At 44.2% G+C, this 19,327-nt stretch carries 17 protein-coding genes; 4 read left to right on the forward strand and 13 right to left on the reverse strand.

Annotated features, from left to right (window positions below; translation table 11 throughout):
- Nucleotides 1-114: 114 nt before the first annotated feature.
- From DXD78_RS05585 to DXD78_RS05615, 7 genes are read right to left on the reverse strand one after another with little or no spacing between them, the layout of a single operon-like run.
- The gene (locus DXD78_RS05585; protein ID WP_117652572.1) at nt 115-816 is read right to left on the reverse strand and encodes an acyltransferase family protein; all 702 of its coding nucleotides are present in this window, start codon (nt 814-816) and stop codon (nt 115-117) included.
- Nucleotides 813-1,379 (reverse strand): DapH/DapD/GlmU-related protein, encoded by a 567-nt coding sequence (locus tag DXD78_RS05590; protein ID WP_117652573.1) that lies wholly within the window; start codon nt 1,377-1,379, stop codon nt 813-815. Before DXD78_RS05590 ends, DXD78_RS05585 begins: the two co-directional genes overlap by 4 nt.
- A gap of 4 nt (nt 1,380-1,383) precedes the next feature.
- The gene (locus DXD78_RS05595; protein WP_117652574.1) at nt 1,384-2,628 is read right to left on the reverse strand and encodes an oligosaccharide flippase family protein; all 1,245 of its coding nucleotides are present in this window, start codon (nt 2,626-2,628) and stop codon (nt 1,384-1,386) included.
- A gap of 27 nt (nt 2,629-2,655) precedes the next feature.
- Nucleotides 2,656-3,921, reverse strand: coding sequence for a nucleotide sugar dehydrogenase (locus DXD78_RS05600; protein WP_117652575.1), 1,266 nt, complete (start codon nt 3,919-3,921; stop codon nt 2,656-2,658).
- A gap of 33 nt (nt 3,922-3,954) precedes the next feature.
- Complete coding sequence (locus DXD78_RS05605) at nt 3,955-4,926, reverse strand: SDR family oxidoreductase (RefSeq protein WP_117652576.1); 972 nt, start codon at nt 4,924-4,926, stop codon at nt 3,955-3,957.
- Nucleotides 4,927-4,945: 19 nt separating this feature from the next.
- Entirely contained in the window at nt 4,946-5,431 is a 486-nt protein-coding gene (locus tag DXD78_RS05610; RefSeq protein WP_117652577.1) for a UpxZ family transcription anti-terminator antagonist, read from the reverse strand.
- A gap of 45 nt (nt 5,432-5,476) precedes the next feature.
- Nucleotides 5,477-6,010: a UpxY family transcription antiterminator gene (locus DXD78_RS05615; protein WP_117652578.1), complete on the reverse strand. Its 534-nt coding sequence runs from the start codon at nt 6,008-6,010 to the stop codon at nt 5,477-5,479.
- 1,397 nt (nt 6,011-7,407) lie between these two features.
- Between DXD78_RS05615 and DXD78_RS05625 the strand changes: the two genes are divergently transcribed.
- The 3 genes from DXD78_RS05625 (at nt 7,408) to DXD78_RS05635 (ending at nt 9,658) form a co-directional block, all read left to right on the forward strand.
- Nucleotides 7,408-7,872 carry a DUF4494 domain-containing protein gene (locus DXD78_RS05625; RefSeq protein ID WP_005831367.1) on the forward strand — a complete coding sequence of 155 codons (465 nt, stop codon included), beginning with the start codon at nt 7,408-7,410 and terminating at the stop codon, nt 7,870-7,872.
- 124 nt (nt 7,873-7,996) lie between these two features.
- Complete coding sequence (locus DXD78_RS05630) at nt 7,997-8,662, forward strand: YggS family pyridoxal phosphate-dependent enzyme (RefSeq protein ID WP_117652579.1); 666 nt, start codon at nt 7,997-7,999, stop codon at nt 8,660-8,662.
- Nucleotides 8,663-8,680: 18 nt separating this feature from the next.
- On the forward strand, nt 8,681-9,658 hold the full coding sequence (locus tag DXD78_RS05635; RefSeq protein WP_117652580.1) for a dihydroorotate dehydrogenase-like protein: 978 nt from the start codon (nt 8,681-8,683) through the stop codon (nt 9,656-9,658).
- A 94-nt stretch (nt 9,659-9,752) separates the two neighbouring features.
- On the opposite strand, the gene DXD78_RS05640 is transcribed toward DXD78_RS05635, so the two are convergent.
- Together DXD78_RS05640 and DXD78_RS05645 are read right to left on the reverse strand one after the other, a co-directional pair.
- Nucleotides 9,753-11,657 carry a nucleoside-diphosphate sugar epimerase/dehydratase gene (locus DXD78_RS05640; RefSeq protein WP_005831372.1) on the reverse strand — a complete coding sequence of 635 codons (1,905 nt, stop codon included), beginning with the start codon at nt 11,655-11,657 and terminating at the stop codon, nt 9,753-9,755.
- Nucleotides 11,658-11,841: 184 nt separating this feature from the next.
- Nucleotides 11,842-13,167 (reverse strand): PhoH family protein, encoded by a 1,326-nt coding sequence (locus DXD78_RS05645; protein WP_117652581.1) that lies wholly within the window; start codon nt 13,165-13,167, stop codon nt 11,842-11,844.
- 168 nt (nt 13,168-13,335) lie between these two features.
- Here DXD78_RS05645 and DXD78_RS05650 point away from each other — a divergent pair, with 168 nt between their 5' ends.
- Nucleotides 13,336-14,589: a folylpolyglutamate synthase/dihydrofolate synthase family protein gene (locus tag DXD78_RS05650; protein ID WP_035448828.1), complete on the forward strand. Its 1,254-nt coding sequence runs from the start codon at nt 13,336-13,338 to the stop codon at nt 14,587-14,589.
- On the opposite strand, the gene DXD78_RS05655 is transcribed toward DXD78_RS05650, so the two are convergent.
- The 4 genes from DXD78_RS05655 to recN all read right to left on the reverse strand — a co-directional run bounded on the left by DXD78_RS05655 (nt 14,557) and on the right by recN (nt 19,304).
- The gene (locus DXD78_RS05655; protein WP_005831379.1) at nt 14,557-14,931 is read right to left on the reverse strand and encodes a RidA family protein; all 375 of its coding nucleotides are present in this window, start codon (nt 14,929-14,931) and stop codon (nt 14,557-14,559) included. The genes DXD78_RS05650 and DXD78_RS05655 overlap by 33 nt on opposite strands.
- A gap of 226 nt (nt 14,932-15,157) precedes the next feature.
- Complete coding sequence (locus tag DXD78_RS05660) at nt 15,158-16,861, reverse strand: serine protease (RefSeq protein ID WP_009038216.1); 1,704 nt, start codon at nt 16,859-16,861, stop codon at nt 15,158-15,160.
- Nucleotides 16,862-16,864: 3 nt separating this feature from the next.
- Nucleotides 16,865-17,605, reverse strand: a complete 741-nt coding sequence (gene rlmB / locus DXD78_RS05665) for a 23S rRNA (guanosine(2251)-2'-O)-methyltransferase RlmB (protein ID WP_005831382.1) — start codon at nt 17,603-17,605, stop codon at nt 16,865-16,867.
- A gap of 28 nt (nt 17,606-17,633) precedes the next feature.
- Nucleotides 17,634-19,304 (reverse strand): DNA repair protein RecN, encoded by a 1,671-nt coding sequence (recN, locus tag DXD78_RS05670; protein ID WP_009038215.1) that lies wholly within the window; start codon nt 19,302-19,304, stop codon nt 17,634-17,636.
- Between the last annotated feature and the right edge of the window lie 23 nt (nt 19,305-19,327).

Genomic DNA, 19,327 nt, shown 5'->3' on the forward strand with positions numbered 1-19,327 from the left:
TTAACAAACCAATTTGGAATATTACGCTTTTGTTTTTATACATAATACTAATATAAAATAACAACACTCCAATTGTAGCATAAATAATTTTACCCAACTTATTTATCAAAGATATTATAACCGTATGTGATAATGTATTATCTCGTAGTACAATGTTAAATGAAATAAAACAATCAAGAATAATATGCTTCCGCTAATTATTATCTTATTGGTTGCCAAATACTTTACTACTAATTTTCGATGATTCCAAATATAATAAGCCAAATAAAAATAGAAAAGATAGTACATGGTGCTTGCCATTCGAAAAGGAAGCGGAATTAAAGAAGAAGGAAAGATACTGAGGCACAATAATCCTATTAATTTTATTTCTTCTTTCATTCTTACTTTTAATAAAAAGTATGTTGCAACAAAGCACCAAAGCAACATTGGCAAGAACCACATATGCCCAAAACCATTAACTAATCCATAGATATAATTTAATATATTTATTCCCGGGGGGAATAGAAAGGAATAGAATAGAGAGAACACTATACATGGAATTATCAACCTTTTAAATTTTACTTTTATCAATTGAAGAAAAAAATATTTCTTCTTCAATTCACACACCTGATAAGCAAATAGATAGCCGGAAATAAACACAAACATTTCCAACATGCAAGCAAAAGAAAATCTTTGTATCCAAAAATAAAGTTCTACATCCTCAATCCTTTCTGGCTTTGGCCAACTCCCACCATACATGGTAAACGCATGCATTAAAACAAGCAAAATTATTACTAAAGGTCTTATGATATTTATTTCTTCCAAAATATTTTTCATTCCCGATTTTTCTCTTCATATTTTATATAAGGTTTTCTATCTAAATACTCTTCTGGGATAGACTCAATATATTTGCGTCTTTCTTCACCTTTAAGTTTATAGACATCCTTACATGCTTTGTTATGCTCTATTGTTTTTTTTACAAAATCCTCTGTCCTACCGATAACCCTCATAGGATTTCCTCCCACCATCAAGCCATCTTGTACAGATTTTGTAACAACAGTGCCAGCTGCAACAATCACATCATTGCCAATAGTTACCCCTGGTGTTATCATACAACCATCTCCTATATAAGAATAATTTCCAATTTTTATTCTTCCAAAATGTTCCAATGCACCTTTAGGTAATTTTTGAGCTTGAGCCCACACTCCTCCATGCGTATAAAAATGGACATTATTTGCTATCCGAACATAATTTCCGATTTCTATTAAATAAGGTTCTGAAGAATAATTTTTCGAAGAAATAAAACAACCGTCTCCAACCTTAACTCCTATACTTTTAGCATAATCCACTCCGCTCATATGTTTTCTTTTTATAGCGGATATTATTGATTTCAGTATCATATATTTATATTTTATTATATTTCACCCATAAATAAGTCCACAGCCCTCTCAAACACCCAGATATCGTTATACTCACAGCTGCACCAATATATGAAAAGTAGTATACTAAAACTATCGATAAAAAAAATCCTAATATAGACACACCAATAGTTATTTTCCGTATTTGTTTATCAAATCCATTCGCTATCATATAATTAATACCGTAAACATCATTCACTGCTATTGAAAAAACGTATACAGACATTATTCTCATTACCCAAATACCACCCTTATAAAATTCTAAAGTAAAGAATATACGCATTAACAAAGGTGCAAAAACAAATAACAATAACGAAAATAACAAAGCTATAGGTAACACAATTTTTACATATGTTTTATGCCTATCTGCCCTACGTGACAAAAAAGGAAAACAAACCCTAGAAAAGATTTTAACCAACTGTATTATAAGAGTTACAAACTTTCTACCAGAATCCATTATCCCATTAGCCACATCTCCTCCTACAAACCCCAATAATATAGTAGAAAACGAATTATAAAAATTGGGAAGTATATTATTGATAAATACATCAGTACTCTGCTTTATTGTTTTTGCAATTGTTCTCATAGGAACAATTTTTAATTTTATCCCCCATTTACCTAAAATATAGTACATTGCAATTACTCCTGAAAGCATAAAGCCCAAAGAAGTAAATAGTGGTTGTAAAATATAATCAGATTTATCTCTAATAAAAACAAAAACAGCTATAGTAAATAATGCTTTAGATAACACATTAAGTATTGTTATGTATTTCATCCTTTCTATTGCCTGAAAAAACCAATCAGGGAACATAATATGGCCTGGTATCATCAAAAATGATATAAATATTACAGCCATATTTTCTTTAAATTTAGGAATCAATAAAACACTAATAGACAAAAGGAGAAAAGAAATCAACATTAAAAAGATTCTTGCCCAAAAAACATTGGAAAAAATCTCAGATATTCTTTCTTTATTATCTCTATTTTTTGCAACATCTCTTGTTGCAGTATAGTTAAATCCCCAATCAGCTATGGTAATAAACCAAAGCATTAAAGCAGAAGCAAATGCAATCTTTCCAAACCCCTCCGCTCCTATTACTTTGGCCAAATAAGGCATTGTTATAAAAGGAAATGCATAACTTGCTATTTGCAAAATGGACAAATAACTAAAATTAGAAACTAAGGTATAAAGCTCTTTATTCTGTTTAAAGGATTTTATTCTTTCTATCATATTATCTCTTCAATAGGAAATCAGTTATTACAACCTCCCATCTACCAACTTCTTGTCCATCATCCACTTCACATCATAAATCACTTTTTTCTCATCAGTCAATTGCTGCACATCCAAATTCACAAATTCTTTATGTGCTACAGCCATCACTACTGCATCGAATTTTTCCTTTGGTAAGTCATTCATCACTTCAATATCATACTCACGCTTTACTATCGAAGGATTAGCCCACGGATCATAAACGACAAGGTTTACATTATACTCTTTCAGAGCATTATAAATATCAATAACTTTCGTATTGCGAACATCCGGACAATTTTCTTTAAAAGTAAATCCGAGAATCAAAATATTGGAATTGAGAACCTGAATACCTTTCTTTAGCATTAGCTTCACCACTTGATTAGCGACATATTCTCCCATGCCGTCATTCATACGACGACCGGCAAGAATGATTTCAGGATTATAGCCATACTCTTGTGCACACTGGGCCAAATAATAAGGATCTACACCAATACAGTGTCCTCCCACTAAACCTGGTTTAAAAGGCAAGAAATTCCATTTTGTTCCAGCAGCCTCCAATACATCTTGTGTATCAATGCTCATTAATGTAAATATCTTGGAAAGTTCATTAATAAAGGCGATATTGATGTCACGCTGGGAATTTTCGATAACCTTTGCTGCTTCAGCCACTTTCATGCTTGGTGCCAAATGAGTACCAGCAGTAATTACGGAAGCATACACATCATTTACCTTCTTTCCTATTTCAGGAGTAGAGCCGGAAGTAACCTTCTTGATTTTCTCCACTGTATGGAGCTTGTCACCCGGATTGATGCGTTCAGGAGAATAACCGGCAAAGAAATCAACATTGAATTTCAATCCCGAAACCGCTTCTACTACAGGAATACATTCATCTTCGGTCACACCGGGATATACCGTTGATTCGTAAACTACGATGTCCCCTTTTGAAATTACCTTACCCACGGTAGTACTTGCCCCATAAAGAGGAGTCAAGTCAGGATTGTGGTTCTTATCCACAGGAGTAGGAACGGCCACCACATAAAAATTACAATCACGAATATCTTCAATATCAGCTGTACAAATAAATCCGTTGGCTATGGCTGACTGCAATAATTCATCCGATACTTCCAGCGTAGCATCATGCCCTTTCATTAACGCATCTACCCGTGCCTGATTCATATCAAACCCTACTGTCTTATGTTTTGTAGAGAACAAACGGGCCAAAGGAAGCCCTACGTAACCGAGTCCGATTACGGCAATTTTTACTTCATTCATACCTATGAATAATTTTGTTTACTTAATAGAAGATTAAATATTATTCCAATACCACAGCACAGCCTCTTTCAACCCTTCGCGCATATTGAATTTAGGATTATATCCCAATAATTTTTTAGCCTTATCAATGCAAGCCAATGAATGAGGAATATCTCCTAAACGGTTAGGGCCATGCAGTATTTCAATATTTGCAATTTCTGAATCGAACTCACTCAAAAATTCTTTCAAATAATCTACTAATTGATTCAGAGTTGTACGCTCACCATAAGCAGTATTATAAACTTGGTTGACTGCTTCAGGATTAGTAGTAGTCATGGCAAGCATATTCATTTGGATGACATTATCTATGTAAGTGAAATCACGGCTGTACTCACCATCCCCATTAATAACTGGACTCTCATGAGCCATCAATTTCTTTACAAATAGAGGAATAACAGCAGCGTATGCCCCAAACGGGTCTTGACGACGGCCGAAAACATTGAAATAGCGCAAGCCTATGCACTCCATACCGTATGTGCGAGTAAACACATCCGCATACAGTTCATCCACATATTTAGTAATGGCATAAGGTGACAAAGGCTTACCGATTACATCTTCCACTTTAGGTAGAGATTTGCTATCACCATAAGTAGATGAACTGGCCGCATACATAAAGCGTTTCACTCCGGCATCACGGGCAGCAACCAGCATATTCAGGAAACCACCGATATTGACTTCATTCGTCGTTATCGGATCCTTAATAGAACGTGGAACTGATCCAAGAGCAGCCTCATGTAATACATAATCTACTCCTTCCACTGCTTTTTGACAATCGGATATATTACATATATCTCCAACTATCAGTCTAAAAGCTTGCGGATACTGATTTAATAAAGGAAGAAGATTTTCTATTTTTCCGGTAGCAAAATTGTCCAGACAGACAACGTGATAATCGTGAGCAAGCAAATGCTCACAAAGGTTGGAACCGATAAAGCCGGCTCCACCTGTTACTAAAACTGTTTGCATATATCTATATTATTCAAAATCAATCTTCAACTTCCTCAAACGGATAAGGATTCTCCTCAATATTCCTCAACTCCTTCACCAACTCCACTTGCTCTGCCGTCATGACTTCCTTACCCCAACCATCTATAATAGCATGAGCTTCCTGAAGCAAAGATTCCTCATAAACCTCGCCATACGTATAAGCCAACAAGCGGACTTTGAGCAAAGAAGCCGGAAGCCGACCCAAAACCTCACAAGCACGATTCAAGGCAGTCTGTTTCTTTTGCTCCTTATCCCCATCATCATAGATGGTAGCATTATACCCCATCAAAAGAGCCAGACATATATTCGCCTCCTCTGCAACATCGGAACTTTGAGCAGAAAAAAGAGAATCGGACTTAACAAGCACTTCCTTATTCAACCGGCAAAAAGTGTCGGAATAGACCGGATTACCGTCCATACCAAGATACATCAGCTCATGAGCTGCATGCTGAAGCTCAAGAGCACGGGAAGTTAAATCATTCATTATTATGATATATGATTAAAATATAAGATTATACTTATTTAGAAGTCACCCGATTATTTTCAGATAGGATTTGGGGACTTTGACACTTGCAGTCAAAAGGTCTTTAATGCGGATAACAACATATGTTTTATTGGCTTCGACGGCAACCTCACCTTCAATACCACTGAGTTCGCCTTTGATAACTTTTACTTTATGCCCAACAGTAAGAATTTCGCTATCAAGACTGACACCGTCAGGATTCAAATCCATTACGAACATAAAGTCCTCCATTTGCTTATCCGGTACCACTAGCATGGAATGTGTAGCAAGGTCTTTCATATAAAAAAGGGGGACATTATAGATGTTGGATATATCGCAGGCTGTCTGCTTGGTGGAATGAACAAATACCAAATTGCGGATTACCGGAACTTCGCTACGCTTACGCCGATACTTCAATTGAGAAATGACAAAGCGCGTGGGAAGATAATAGTCAAGCTCCAAATGCTCTTCCGATTTAAGTCGGTCCAAAGATTTCCGGACTGTGAATTCCTGCTTGTCACGGGTGCGAGCCGCAAACCAATATTTCTGTTGTTCAGTCACTTAGAAATTTTCTTTCGAATGAATTAGCTCAGTTCCGGGTGCGCTTCGCGGTTTGAACGAGACATTTTCCCACCCAAACCGTATTGTACACTTTTGCAATGATAATAAGCTATTAAAGAAGATATTAGACTCATAAAAGTGTCCAATAAACGTTCGTTTAATAAACGTCTATTTTTAAGAAAATAAGTAGAGGCATAAAAGTTAAAAAGGAACAGAACTTTAATATGTTAAATGTTAGACGTACACTGCTGCAATTCAATAGATTAATATGAAACAGAAATCACTTTGGGAATATTTTTATTAAACATTTTGTTAGTTCAAAAAATACAGCTTATCTTTGCGTTCATTAAACGAACGTTTAAAAAACACCTCATCATTTCCAATATATCATTCTACATTCCAACATCTTACCCTCATAAATGCATTATTGAAGTTTCGTAAATATACCTACTGATAAATGGGAATTTATCGCACAGAACGCAAGTGAAATAAAAGCCCACTTCCATAACCTATGGAGAGAGTGAAAGCCCATGGATTTCTATCTAAAACACAAGCATTACTTTACTTTTCGCCCTTTGTTTGTCCACTGTTGCATAGGGAATTAATAACGCCTAACGGCCATGAACAGCTCTGCTAATGGCCATGAAGCAATCGTTTAACGACCATAAGCAGGGTTGTTCATGGCCGTTAGGCGTCACTAACTCCAAGGCTTTTACAGATGAAGTACGTAGCCCGCACCTATTGCGCACAAGGCACAACCGTATTGTACAGCAACTTAAAAGACATTAGACGACTCCATTATTCATAGTCGGGCAAACTCGAAAATGCAGGAAAACTACACCGACCGATTTATGTAACCCACGCGCGGTATTATATTAGAAAATAATAAGTTACGGCAAAACTCAGACGTTTTTGGCAGGTGGAAGCAAATTTTGCTTCCACCTTTTCAGGTTGCTTCCACCGCAGGGTAAATGCCGATGGATAGGGAGATACAGGAGATGGGTGGAAGTGTGGAAGCAAAGCAGATGCAAATTTATGTTTCAGCAACACGCCTTAAGTTTTAAAAAAGATGTAGTACAAAGGCATAAAATATAATAAGTGTTACAAATACACACTTTATGCCCCGACACTCTTGCAAATGTCGAAAAAGTCCGTACCTTTGCAATGTGTTTTTCATAGTATTAGATTTAAGGTTAACAAAGGTTGGAGTACAGCGGTACTCCTTTTTTTATGCCCATACGTACCGTCCCGGTTCTCCAATAAAATTTTCACGTAAAATGCAAGGCAACTTTTTATATCCATTTAGTTTTTGGCTATCTTTGCACTGCTTTCGGCGGGCATAGGCACGCATAAAGCAGCTTAACTAACAATAAATCAATAATTAAAAACAGAAAATTATGGCAATGCATACATGGTTTGAATGTAAGATCCGTTACGAGAAAACAATGGAAAATGGAATGAACAAGAAGGTGACCGAACCGTATTTGGTTGATGCCCTCAGTTTTACGGAAGCGGAAGCACGCATCATCGAAGAGATGACGCCGTTCATTTCGGGAGAGTTCACCGTATCGGACATCAAACGTGCCAACTATAGCGAATTGTTCCCCAGCGAAGAGGAAGCTGCCGACCGCTGGTTTAAATGTAAACTGGTTTTCATCACACTGGACGAGAAAAGCGGTGCGGAAAAGAAAACCTCTACCCAGGTATTGGTACAGGCTGCCGACCTGCGTGATGCAGTGAAGAAACTGGATGAGGGCATGAAAGGCACAATGGCCGACTATCAGATAGCATCTGTAGCGGAAACCGCCATTATGGATGTATATCCGTACAGTGCAGAGCCCGACGACAAACCAGAAGTGTAACGAAGCAGAGCTTCGTAATGTGCTAATGTGCAAATATGCCAATGACCTACGGCGTGACAGCACAAGATAAACATAGCACAGCCAATTAGCACATTAGCACATTAACTCATTAACCCCTAAAAAGATGATTGCAGAGAATTTAAAACAAGTACTGAGCGAACTGCCTGAAAAGGTACGGCTGGTGGCTGTTTCCAAATTTCACCCCAACGAGGCGATAGAAGAAGCGTATCGTGCCGGCCAGCGTGTGTTCGGAGAAAGTAAGGTGCAGGAAATGACTGCCAAATACGAAAGTCTGCCCAAAGACATAGAATGGCATTTCATCGGGCATCTGCAAACAAACAAAATAAAATATATCGTTCCTTACGTAGCGCTGATTCATGGCATAGACTCCTACAAGCTGTTGGCCGAAGTGAACAAGCAGGCTGCCAAAGCCGGAAAAACCGTCAACTGCCTGCTGCAGCTGCACATTGCCCGGGAAGAGACCAAGTTTGGATTCAGCTTTGACGAATGCCGGGAAATGCTGGCAGCTGGTGAATGGAGAGAGCTCAAGCATATCCGGATATGCGGATTGATGGGCATGGCCACAAATACGGACAATGACGAACAAATCAAAACTGAGTTTTGTTCTTTAAGTAGCTTCTTCAATGAAGTGAAAGCCAAGTGGTTTGCCGATACAGAGTCATTCCGGGAACTGTCCATGGGGATGTCTCACGATTACCACGAAGCCATTGCAGCCGGGAGCACCTTGATACGTGTAGGAAGCAAGATTTTTGGAGAAAGAAACTATTAACCATAAAAAATCATTATCATGGCAACATTAGAAACTACTTTTGCAGGGCTGAAACTCAGAAACCCCATTATTGTCAGTAGCTCCGGACTGACAGACAGTGCCGCCAAGAATCAGAAACTATCCGAGGCCGGCGCAGGTGCCATTGTGCTAAAATCACTCTTTGAAGAGCAAATCATGATGGAGGCTGACTGGATGGGAGACCCGAACATGTACCCCGAAGGCAGTGACTACCTTGTAGGATATATCCGCGAACATAAGCTGGGTGAATATCTGAACCTAATTAAGGAAAGCAAAAAGGTTTGCAATATCCCCATCATAGCCAGCATCAACTGCTATCAGAATGCCGACTGGGTGGAATTTGCCGCCAAAATAGAAGAAGCCGGTGCAGACGCATTGGAAATCAATATCCTTGCACTGCAGACGGATGTACAATATGCTTACGGCAGTTTCGAGCAACGCCACATCGACATTCTGAGCCACATCAAGAAGACGGTCAAGATACCCGTCATCATGAAGCTGGGTGACAACCTGACCAATCCGATAGCTCTGATAGACCAACTGTACGCCAACGGCGCCGCCGCAGTAGTGCTGTTCAACCGCTTCTACCAGCCGGACATCAACATTGAGAAAATGATACAAGTATCCGGCAACGTATTCAGCAACGAAGCCGATTTGTCTAAAGCCCTGCGCTGGATAGGCATCGCTTCGGCAGCCGTAAACAAGCTGGACTATGCCGCTTCCGGTGGTATCCACTCGCCCGAAGGCGTTGTCAAGGCAATATTAGCAGGTGCTTCGGCAGTAGAGATATGCAGTGTGCTTTATCAGAATTCAGCTACCATCATTGAAGAATACATCCGCTTCCTCAACTTGTGGATGGACCGCAAAGGTATGGAAACCATCAGCCAGTTCAAAGGTATTCTGAACGTAAACGACCCGAAGGGAGTCAATACTTTCGAACGTACACAGTTCTTGAAATACTTCTCTTCACATGAATGAGACAAAAGGCTGACAAGAAGACAATAAAATTGAAAGGGTGATAACACTACAATGACGTTATCACCCTTTCATTTTATACTATACCGCTATCTTTTTATTTCTTCTTATCCAGCGCCTCAAAGCAGGAATTCTTGCTCACGAATTCCGGAACAATATCCTTCATGGCAGCAACAATTTTCATCTGGTCATAAGTGTAACTTACATCAATCAGCTTCTGGATACGCTCCTTCACCTCGTCATAGTCATACTCACGCACCGTGGCAATCATAATCTTCTCATGGTAGGTGGGCTTTGTAAGCTCCTTCACATTCAAGAGTTCCTCGTAGAGCTTCTCGCCATGACGGAGACCGGTAAATTCAATCTTCACATCCGTACGTCCGGAAAGGCTGATCATACGCTTGGCAAGGTCCACAATCTTCACCGGCTTACCCATGTCGAAGATGTAGATTTCACCGCCGTTGCCCATACTGCCGGCCTCAAGAACAAGGCGGCAAGCTTCGGGAATGGTCATGAAGTAACGGATTATCTCAGGATGGGTCACTGTCACCGGGCCGCCACGCTGAATCTGGTCGCGGAAACGGGGAATGACAGAACCGTTGGAACCCAGCACATTGCCGAAACGCGTAGTGATGAACTGAGTGGCATGGCCTCCCTCCTTCTGCAACTTCTTCGCAAGAGACTGCACATAAATCTCGCAAATACGCTTGGAACAGCCCATCACGTTTGTAGGGTTAACAGCCTTGTCCGTAGAAATCATCACAAACTTCTCGGCACCGTATTTCACGGCAAGATCGGCAACGGTGCGCGTGCCGAATACGTTCACCTGGATGGACTCGGAAACGTTGTCCTCCATCATCGGCACATGCTTGTAGGCGGCCGCATGGAAAATATACTGGGGCTTGAACTCCCTGAAGATATCCTCCATGCGCGTGGCATTGGAGATGTCGGCTATGATGGTCTCGGCATCGATGTCGCGCCAACGGTCCTGAAGTTCCAGACGGATGTCGTGCAGAGGGGTCTCGGCCTGGTCCACTAAAATAAGTTTATAGGGATTGAACGAAGCCACCTGGCGCATGATTTCACTGCCGATGGAGCCGGCGGCGCCCGTAATCATCACACGCTTGCCCTCCAGATGAGAGGCAACCTTATGGATATCTATCTCGATAGGATTACGCTGAAGCAGGTCCTCAATCTGAATTTCCTTCAACTGTGTGCGGCTCAGCGCCTGGCCGTTCCACTCGCTCAAGGGAGGCGCGGTCATCAGTTTGATGTTGTGCACCAGCAAGCGGTCAGCCATGTCGGACTTCTTCAGTTCCTCCATCTTGGCAGGAGAAATGATGATGGTCTGCACATCGCGGTCGTTCAGCACATCAATCAGCGTATCATCGTTGGGGAACACCCTGACACCCATCATCACCTTGTTGATAAGCTCAGGTTCGTCCGCAATGAATCCGCGCAGACGGTAGTGGTTGCGCAGATTGACACGCAATGCCTTGGCAATGTTGACCCCGGCTTCCTTGGCACCGTAAATGAACACATTGGCACTATGGGTGCCGTCGAAGTTCAGCGCCTCGAAGAAAGTCTTGACAATCACACGGGAGCATGCCATCATGGCAAAGCTGATGATATAAGACATGAACAGCACGCTGACCGGAGCCAGGTTGAACTCCAAATAGCTTTCCGTCAGGACGCTCGTTATCATCAGCAGTGCATACGACACCGTCAATGACACAAAAATGCGCATGATATCCACAAAGGAGGAAAAGCGCAACACATTGGAATACGTACGGAAAACACGGAAGAAAATCAAGTTGACAACAACCGTCCATAAAATGGTCTTGTCAATGGTAGAGGATTCCAAAAAAATGCTTCTGAAATCATATCGGAGAGCATAGGCCAACAGACTGGATATGACGATGATAAATACGTCAATTAATAGAATAGTCCATATCGGAAGCACTTTCGCGGAAAGATACCGATGAAAAAAATTTCGCTTCATTTCGCTTGACAGTTTTGTTTTAGGCGAGGCAAAGATACACTATTTTAGTCAAAACGGACAAGAAATCGATAAAAAAATGTTATAATAATTATTTATCGTCTATAAAGAAACTATCCCGCCTCCCTCGTTTTAACAGTTGGAAAGCGGGATGGAAATAATTTTACCCCAGAAAATGCGGTATCCGCTACATCAGATTACTTGCCAACTCGCTCAACTGGCTACGTTCTCCTTTCACCAGATTGACATGGGCAAACAAGTTCTGGTCCCTCATACGGTCTATCATATAAACAAGCCCATTGGACTGACTGTCCAGATAGGGTTGGTCTATCTGCTGAATATCACCGGTAAACACCATTTTTGTGCCTTCACCGGCACGGGTGATGATGGTCTTAATCTCATGCGGAGTCAGGTTTTGGGCTTCATCAATAATACAGTAGGTCTCGCTCAAACTGCGCCCGCGGATAAAGGCCAGAGCCTCGATGACCAATTGTTCACTTTTTTGCATATCCTCCAAGCGTTTCACTTCAGAGGAATTGGCAGCGAACTGATGCTTGATTACATTCAAATTATCGAACAAAGGCTGCATGTAAGGAGCCACTTTCTCATTGGCATCACCGGGAAGGAATCCAAGGTCTTTATTGGATAGGGCCACGATGGGACGTGCCAGGAGAATCTGCTTGTAGTCGGTAAGTTTTCCCAATGCGGCGGCCAATGCCAGCAGGGTCTTGCCGGTTCCCGCCTTACCGGTCAGGGCAACCAGCTTGATGTTCGGGTCGTTCAGCACCTCAAAAGCAAAGCTCTGCTCGGCATTGCGCGGCTCAATGCCATAATTCTTTGTCTTGTGGACCCGGCAAATCGAATGGGCAAAGGGATTATAACGCGCAAGCACACTGCTGCGGTCACTCTTCAGCACAAAACATTCGTTGGGACGAATGATGTCCTTAAAATCGAACTCGTTGATGTCCAGTCCTTCTTTGGAAGAATAAATGCGGTCTATCAGCGCAGGGTCAATACCCTCGAACACTTCATTCGACTTTTCGAATATATCCACATTGATTACCTTATCATTGATGTAGTCTTCGCACAGCAGACCGATGGAACGCGCCTTCATGCGCAGATTCACGTCTTTCGTGACAAGGACGGTTTTCATTTTAGGCTTTTTGGTGGAAAGCCAGTCCACTACCGACAGAATCTGATGGTCGGGGATGCGTTCGGGAAAGGAATCACGTACTCGGGGAGAGTCCACCATGCCTGCCACCACAAACAGACGGCCTAAGCCCTCTCCCAATGGCGCCCCTTTGGTGAACAGATTATCATCGGTAATCAAATCAAGCTCACGGACGAACTCACGCGCATTGAAATTAATCTGCTCATTACCTTTCTTGAATTTGTCCAGTTCTTCAAGGACTACGATGGGAAGATAAATGTCATTCTCTTGAAAATTCTTCAAACAGTTATAATCGTGAAGAATCACATTCGTATCAATCACAAAATTTTTCTTAGCTCCCATACACGTTAGATTTAAATTGTTAATACCTTTGCATAAGCTTAAGATAAGCTACACTGCAAGCAATTTCAAGCAAGCTTGATTGCGTTCGGTCTGCATTATCTTTGTCGCTTTTAAAGATAACAAATTAATAGGGAGAAAGGATTGCTTCTCCGTTAAATATTATAAAAGATGGATTATCAGGACACTTTAACTTACTTATATAACAGTGTGCCCATGTTTCAGCAAGTGGGCGGCTCAGCATACAAGGAAGGGTTGGAAAACACTCTGACCCTGGACGCACACTTCGAACATCCCCACCGCAGTTTCCGCAGCATTCATGTGGCCGGTACCAATGGAAAGGGTTCCTGCTCGCATACGCTTGCCGCCATACTGCAAGAGGCAGGATACAGGGTCGGGCTCTATACCTCGCCCCATCTGGTGGATTTCCGGGAGCGCATCCGGATTAACGGACAGCCTATACCCGAGGAATACGTCATCCGTTTTGTAGAGCAGGAACGTGGCTTCTTCGAACCCCTCCATCCCTCTTTCTTTGAGCTGACCACCGCCATGGCCTTCCGCTACTTTGCCGATGAAAAGGTGGATGTAGCCGTAATCGAGGTGGGACTAGGCGGACGCCTGGACTGTACCAATATCATCCGTCCGGATGTATGCATCATCACCAACATCAGTTTTGACCATACCCAATTCCTGGGGGACACCTTGGCAAAAATCGCAGGAGAGAAGGCAGGAATCATTAAAAGCGGTATCCCCGTTGTAATCGGCGAGACCACTCCCGAAACGAAACCGGTATTTCTGGAAAAAGCACAGACAACGGGTGCTCCCATCTACTTTGCCGAGGAGAATGACCGTGAAGACTATCCCGGAATAGAATACGAACTGAAAGGGCTCTACCAGCAGAAAAATGCCCGGACCATCCTCACCGCCCTCCCGCTACTGAAAGAAGCCGGCTACCGGCTGGACGGACAAGCAGTGCGCAGTGGCTTTGCCCGTGTGGTGGAACTGACGGGCTTGATGGGACGCTGGCAAAAACTGCAGGACTCGCCCACCCTGATTTGTGACACCGGCCACAATGTGGGAGGCATCACCTACATTACAGAACAACTGAAACAGCAGGCTTACCGCCAGCTACACATCATCATAGGCATGGTGAATGACAAGGATATACGGGGGGTACTGGCCCTGCTGCCCCGGGAAGCGACCTACTACTTCACCAAAGCCAGCGTGAAGCGAGCATTGCCCGAAAGCGAACTACAGGAGCTTGCCGAAGCAGCAGGGCTGGAAGGACATTGCTATCCTGATGTACCTGCCGCCGTGCGGGCCGCACAAGAAAAAAGCCTCCCGGAAGATTTCATCTTCGTGGGAGGCAGCAGTTTCATTGTGGCCGACTTGTTAGCGAACCGCGATGCACTCAATCTCTACTAAGGCATCTTTGGGCAGCGCCTTCACTGCCACAGCCGAACGTGCCGGGAAAGCACCGTCAAAATAAGTGGCATATACCTTGTTCATATCAGCGAACAAGGACATGTCTGCCAGGAAAACAGTTGTCTTCACAATATTCGCCATACCCAGCCCTGCCTCTTCCAGGATATGCTTTATATTCTCCAAGGACTGGCGAGCTTGCGCTTCCGCACCTTCAGCCATCACTCCGGTAGCTGCGTCAATAGGCAACTGACCTGATACAAATACCATTCCGCCGGCTTCGATAGCCTGGCTATAAGGGCCTATGGCGCCCGGTGCCTTCTGGCTGCAAATCACTTTCTTCATGATTGTCAAAGTTTGTTTTTATTAATAATCGAGTCTATTTTCCTTTTTTGAAATAAAAAAATCCGAAGTATATGCAGTATTCCGGAAATCCACGCATTTTATAAATAAAACAACGTAATTTCACTCATAACCTGTTATACCTAGACTTAACTCATTTAACACGGGGGAGTTCCCCAAAACAGAGGCTCTGCTTGCGAAAGCAGAGCCTTTATTCTATCCCATCCCTTTACTTGCAATGCTTCTCAATCAAAGCATCCACATTGGGGTCACCCAATTCCTTTGCCTTGGCAAAGCTGGCACAAGCTTCCTTGTCCTTCTTCATCTGCAGCTGGGCGATACCCATCAGACGGTAGGCCTCGGCATACTTAGGGTCTTTCTCCAGAGCAGCCTTCAGCACATTCAACGCCTCTTCGTAACGTCCCACGCGAAGATTCACCACTGCCAGTTCGGCACGGTAGGTCAAATCTTCCGGATTCAGTTCGATGGCCTTCGCCATATCGTCCAGCGCACGCTGGTACTGCTTGGCCTTCAAGGCAGCCTGCTCACGGTAATAGTAGAACATGTCGTTCACTTTACCGTTCACGGCATTGTAATAGGCGTCATAATCCAGCATGGCATTACGCGCCTGGTCTGCATTCATACGGGCTTGGGCACGCTCCAGCAAGTAAGGGGCGGCTTCCTCCGTATAGGGCTGGGTAAAGCGGGCCACACAACTGTCCATCAGAGCCAGTACCTCTTCGGCAGGTGCCTGCATCAGTTCCTTGGTCTTGGCAGCACTGAAGAAGGTAGCCGGAGAGGCCAGAATGGTCTTATTCACTTTATCATAGCTGGTAAATGCCGACGGATAGTCCTGCTTGGCAAACAGGATGTCACCCTCCAACTGGACATAAACCGGAAGCTCGTCAATGGCTATCGCTTTCCGTACCTCGTCCAGAGCCTTGTCGAGCGACCAGTCCTTATAAACTTTCTCGGGCTTGCCCAATGCATAATTATAGATTATCTTGGCCCGGTTGTAATACACATCATCTTTCTTTGCGGCAACCTCCAAAGCCTTATCCATATCTGCGGCGACCTTATCCATGGAAGCATCTTCACGGGACATGAACAGATGCTGGGAAGCACGGCGCAGATAACCGTCGGCACTGGCAGGATATTGTGCAATGAAATCGTTCAGAGTCTCCATATACTTCTCCGGAGACAGTTGGGAAGAAGCCATGTAGAGGAACACCAAAGCCTGCTCTTCGGTATCGGGCAATGCCTTCTTAATACCGATGCCCTTTAATGACATATCTCCATAAGACAATGCGGAGATATTCTGCGACATGGCGAAATTGGCATCAATGGCATAGCAGATGGTAGCCGTGTCTTGTCCGGAGGACTTCTGCGCAAGGCCGAAGACCTGCCCGTCCACAGTCATCAGCGGACAACTCACCATCTTGTCCTTCAGACGCATATCGAGCGTATAATAGGAATAGTTACCGGAAATCTTATCAGCTTCCTTTACTTTCCCGGCAGTGAAGGAACGGTCCTTCTGGGTGGAATAAGGCAGCAGATATACATCCGCACCGACGGCCGGAGCCACAGCAGCCAAAGTGAGTGCCGTGACTTTCTTTCCGGAGATGCCGACACGGAACTTGACAACATCGTACATGTCATCGGCCCCCATAATGGCCTCCACCGGCATCTGTGCCCCGTCCGAGCTCATCACAACGGCGCGCCGGGCACCTTTGAACAAGGTGTAGTCAGAAAGCGCAACGCCATCTTCAGTGACAAAAAAGCCGTTTCCAGTATTCAGTATCTTATCGTCCTGGTCGTAGGTCACCACCGAAAAAACGGCACGTTTGGCTTTGTCTACCCACTTCGGGGCTTGTGCCACACTCCACTGAGCCAATAAACAGAGAGTGAGCATCAACAGCAATTTCTTTTTCATATCTTAGTTGGTTCTTTGTTTTACCGCTTCATAAATCAAAATGCCGGCTGCAACGGAAACATTGAGGGACTCAATGGTTCCCAACATGGGAATCTTCACCCACTCGTCACACAACGCCAGGTTGTCATAGGACACCCCCTTGTCTTCGGCACCCATAATGATGCACATCGGACCGGTATAGTCGGCTTTGGTATAGTCGTAATCGCCTTTCTCCGTGGCTGCCACGATATGGAAACCACTATTCTTGAGGAATTGCAGGGTCTCTTTCAGGCTGTGTTCGCGGCAAACGGGCAAAGTGTGCAAGGCTCCTGCCGAGGTTTTCATGGCATCTGCGTTGACAGATACACTGTTCCGTGCAGGGATAATCACGGCATCTACCGCCGCACACTCGCAAGTACGGGCAATGGCACCGAAATTGCGGACATCCGTGATGCCGTCGAGCATCACAAACAGAGGATTCTTGCCCTGCTCGAAAAGGAAAGGTACCAAGTCCTCCGTCTTCTGGTAAGTGACTGAAGAGATGAAGGCAATTACTCCCTGGTGATTCTTCCGCGTCACGCGGTTGATGCGTTCCACCGGAACGCGCTGTACCGGTATCAAAGTCCCTTTCAAGACAGCGAACAGCTCTTTTGACAAATCACTCTGAATGTCCTTCTTTACCAATATCTTGTCTATCTCTTTTCCTGCCTGAATGGCTTCTATCACGGCACGAACGCCGAAAATCATTTCACTGTTATCAACCATATATGGGTATTTACTATTTGACGATTTACTATTTACTATTTGATACTTCCAGCAATGCTCTGGCATTGTTCAGTGCGGCTTCGGTCAGCTTAGCACCACTCAGCATATGGGCTATTTCTTCCACACGTTCATCGTCGGTCAGACGACGGATGTGACTGTTTGTTTCCGTCTCGTTGTCCTGCTTGTACACCTTATAATGGGCGCATCCGCGGGCAGCAATCTGGGGCAGATGGGTGATACTGATTACCTGGCGGTCCTGCTCGCCCATCTCCTGCATGATATCCGCCATGCGGTCGGCTATCTCGCCGGAGACTCCGGTATCTATTTCGTCGAATACAATGGTAGGAAGCTTGACGGCACCGGCTATCATTGCTTTGATGGAGAGCATGACGCGGGCTATTTCACCACCCGAAGCTACGGAGGAGACGCTTTGCAATGCCCCGTTCTTATTCGCGGAAAACAAGAAGTTCACAGTATCCGCCCCGTGTATGCCCGGCTCTTTGCGGGCACCTATCTCTACCTGGAAACGGACATTGGGCATGCCCAACGGAACCAGCCGCGCAGCCATCTGCTTCTCCACTTCACGGGCAGCGGCAGTACGCGCCTTGGTGAGGACGGCAGCCTGCTTTTTCACCTTATTATATAAAGCGTCGCAACGCGCTTTCAGTTCCTCGATGTGCTCGTCGGACGAAGTGATGGCTGAGAGTTTGGCGGCGTATTCATCCGTCAACGCCAGAAGTTCACCGACAGTGGAAACGCGGTGCTTCTGTTGGAGCGTATAAATCAAGTTCAGACGTTCGTTCACTTCATCCAGACGTTCGGGGTTGAACTCTATTTCATCCTCCTTACCCGACACTTCCTGCGAAATATCCTTCAACTCGATATAAGTGCTTTCCATGCGTTCGGCAAGTTCCCCGGCAACCGGATAAACCCTCTGCAGGCCGAGCATCGTATTCAGGCATTCCTTCAGCCCGGACAACAAGCCTCCTTCGTCCGAGTAGAGCGTCTGCCCTACCCGATAGAGTCCGGCCTTTATCTCTTCCGCATGGCTCAGCGTATCTGCCTCTTGCTCCAGCTCCTCCTGCTCACCGGCAGACAAGTGTGCCTCTTCCAACTGTTCCAGTTGGAAACGGATATAGTCTTCGTCCGACTTATCCTGATTGGCACGGGCAACAAGGGCCTCCAAATCCTGCTGTGCCTGCTTCCATGCTCCGAAGATATGCTGGTAAGCAGACAAGGCCTCTTCGTTATGCGACAAGATGTCCAGTACATTCAACTGAAACCCTTCCTTGTTCAGCAATAGGTTCTGATGCTGGGAATGCACGTCAATCAGCTGTTCTCCCAGCTCCTTCATCTGAGCCAATGAAGCAGGCGTGTCATTGATGAATGCCCGGCTCTTGCCCGAAGCGGACACCTCGCGGCGCAGGAGGCATTCTTCCTCGTACTCCAACTCATTCTCCTCAAAGAAAGGCTGCATACCGTAAGCGGAAATATCAAAACGGGCCTCAATAATGCACTTCGAAGCTCCTACACGAATGGCTTTCACATCGGCACGCTGTCCCAGCAGCAGACCGATGGCACCCAGAATAATGGATTTTCCAGCACCGGTCTCACCCGTTATCACCGAGAAACCGCTGCTGAAGCTGATATCGAGCTTTTCAATAAGCGCATAATTCTGTATGTAAAGCGAACGCAACATAAGGATATTGACGATTTGACGAT

This window comes from Bacteroides sp. D20 (genome assembly GCF_003436255.1).
Classification (GTDB): domain Bacteria; phylum Bacteroidota; class Bacteroidia; order Bacteroidales; family Bacteroidaceae; genus Bacteroides; species Bacteroides uniformis.

What these genes read in the sequence shown, in the direction of transcription:
- DXD78_RS05585 (WP_117652572.1), bottom strand. Translation starts at nt 816, where the DNA reads ATGAAAAATATTTTGGAAGAAATAAATATCATAAGACCTTTAGTAATA.
- DXD78_RS05590 (WP_117652573.1), bottom strand. Translation starts at nt 1,379, where the DNA reads ATGATACTGAAATCAATAATATCCGCTATAAAAAGAAAACATATGAGC.
- DXD78_RS05595 (WP_117652574.1), bottom strand. Translation starts at nt 2,628, where the DNA reads ATGATAGAAAGAATAAAATCCTTTAAACAGAATAAAGAGCTTTATACC.
- DXD78_RS05600 (WP_117652575.1), bottom strand. Translation starts at nt 3,921, where the DNA reads ATGAATGAAGTAAAAATTGCCGTAATCGGACTCGGTTACGTAGGGCTT.
- DXD78_RS05605 (WP_117652576.1), bottom strand. Translation starts at nt 4,926, where the DNA reads ATGCAAACAGTTTTAGTAACAGGTGGAGCCGGCTTTATCGGTTCCAAC.
- DXD78_RS05610 (WP_117652577.1), bottom strand. Translation starts at nt 5,431, where the DNA reads ATGAATGATTTAACTTCCCGTGCTCTTGAGCTTCAGCATGCAGCTCAT.
- DXD78_RS05625 (WP_005831367.1), top strand. Translation starts at nt 7,408, where the DNA reads ATGGCAATGCATACATGGTTTGAATGTAAGATCCGTTACGAGAAAACA.
- DXD78_RS05630 (WP_117652579.1), top strand. Translation starts at nt 7,997, where the DNA reads ATGATTGCAGAGAATTTAAAACAAGTACTGAGCGAACTGCCTGAAAAG.
- DXD78_RS05635 (WP_117652580.1), top strand. Translation starts at nt 8,681, where the DNA reads ATGGCAACATTAGAAACTACTTTTGCAGGGCTGAAACTCAGAAACCCC.
- DXD78_RS05640 (WP_005831372.1), bottom strand. Translation starts at nt 11,657, where the DNA reads ATGAAGCGAAATTTTTTTCATCGGTATCTTTCCGCGAAAGTGCTTCCG.
- DXD78_RS05645 (WP_117652581.1), bottom strand. Translation starts at nt 13,167, where the DNA reads ATGGGAGCTAAGAAAAATTTTGTGATTGATACGAATGTGATTCTTCAC.
- DXD78_RS05650 (WP_035448828.1), top strand. Translation starts at nt 13,336, where the DNA reads ATGGATTATCAGGACACTTTAACTTACTTATATAACAGTGTGCCCATG.
- DXD78_RS05655 (WP_005831379.1), bottom strand. Translation starts at nt 14,931, where the DNA reads ATGAAGAAAGTGATTTGCAGCCAGAAGGCACCGGGCGCCATAGGCCCT.
- DXD78_RS05660 (WP_009038216.1), bottom strand. Translation starts at nt 16,861, where the DNA reads ATGAAAAAGAAATTGCTGTTGATGCTCACTCTCTGTTTATTGGCTCAG.
- rlmB (WP_005831382.1), bottom strand. Translation starts at nt 17,605, where the DNA reads ATGGTTGATAACAGTGAAATGATTTTCGGCGTTCGTGCCGTGATAGAA.
- recN (WP_009038215.1), bottom strand. Translation starts at nt 19,304, where the DNA reads ATGTTGCGTTCGCTTTACATACAGAATTATGCGCTTATTGAAAAGCTC.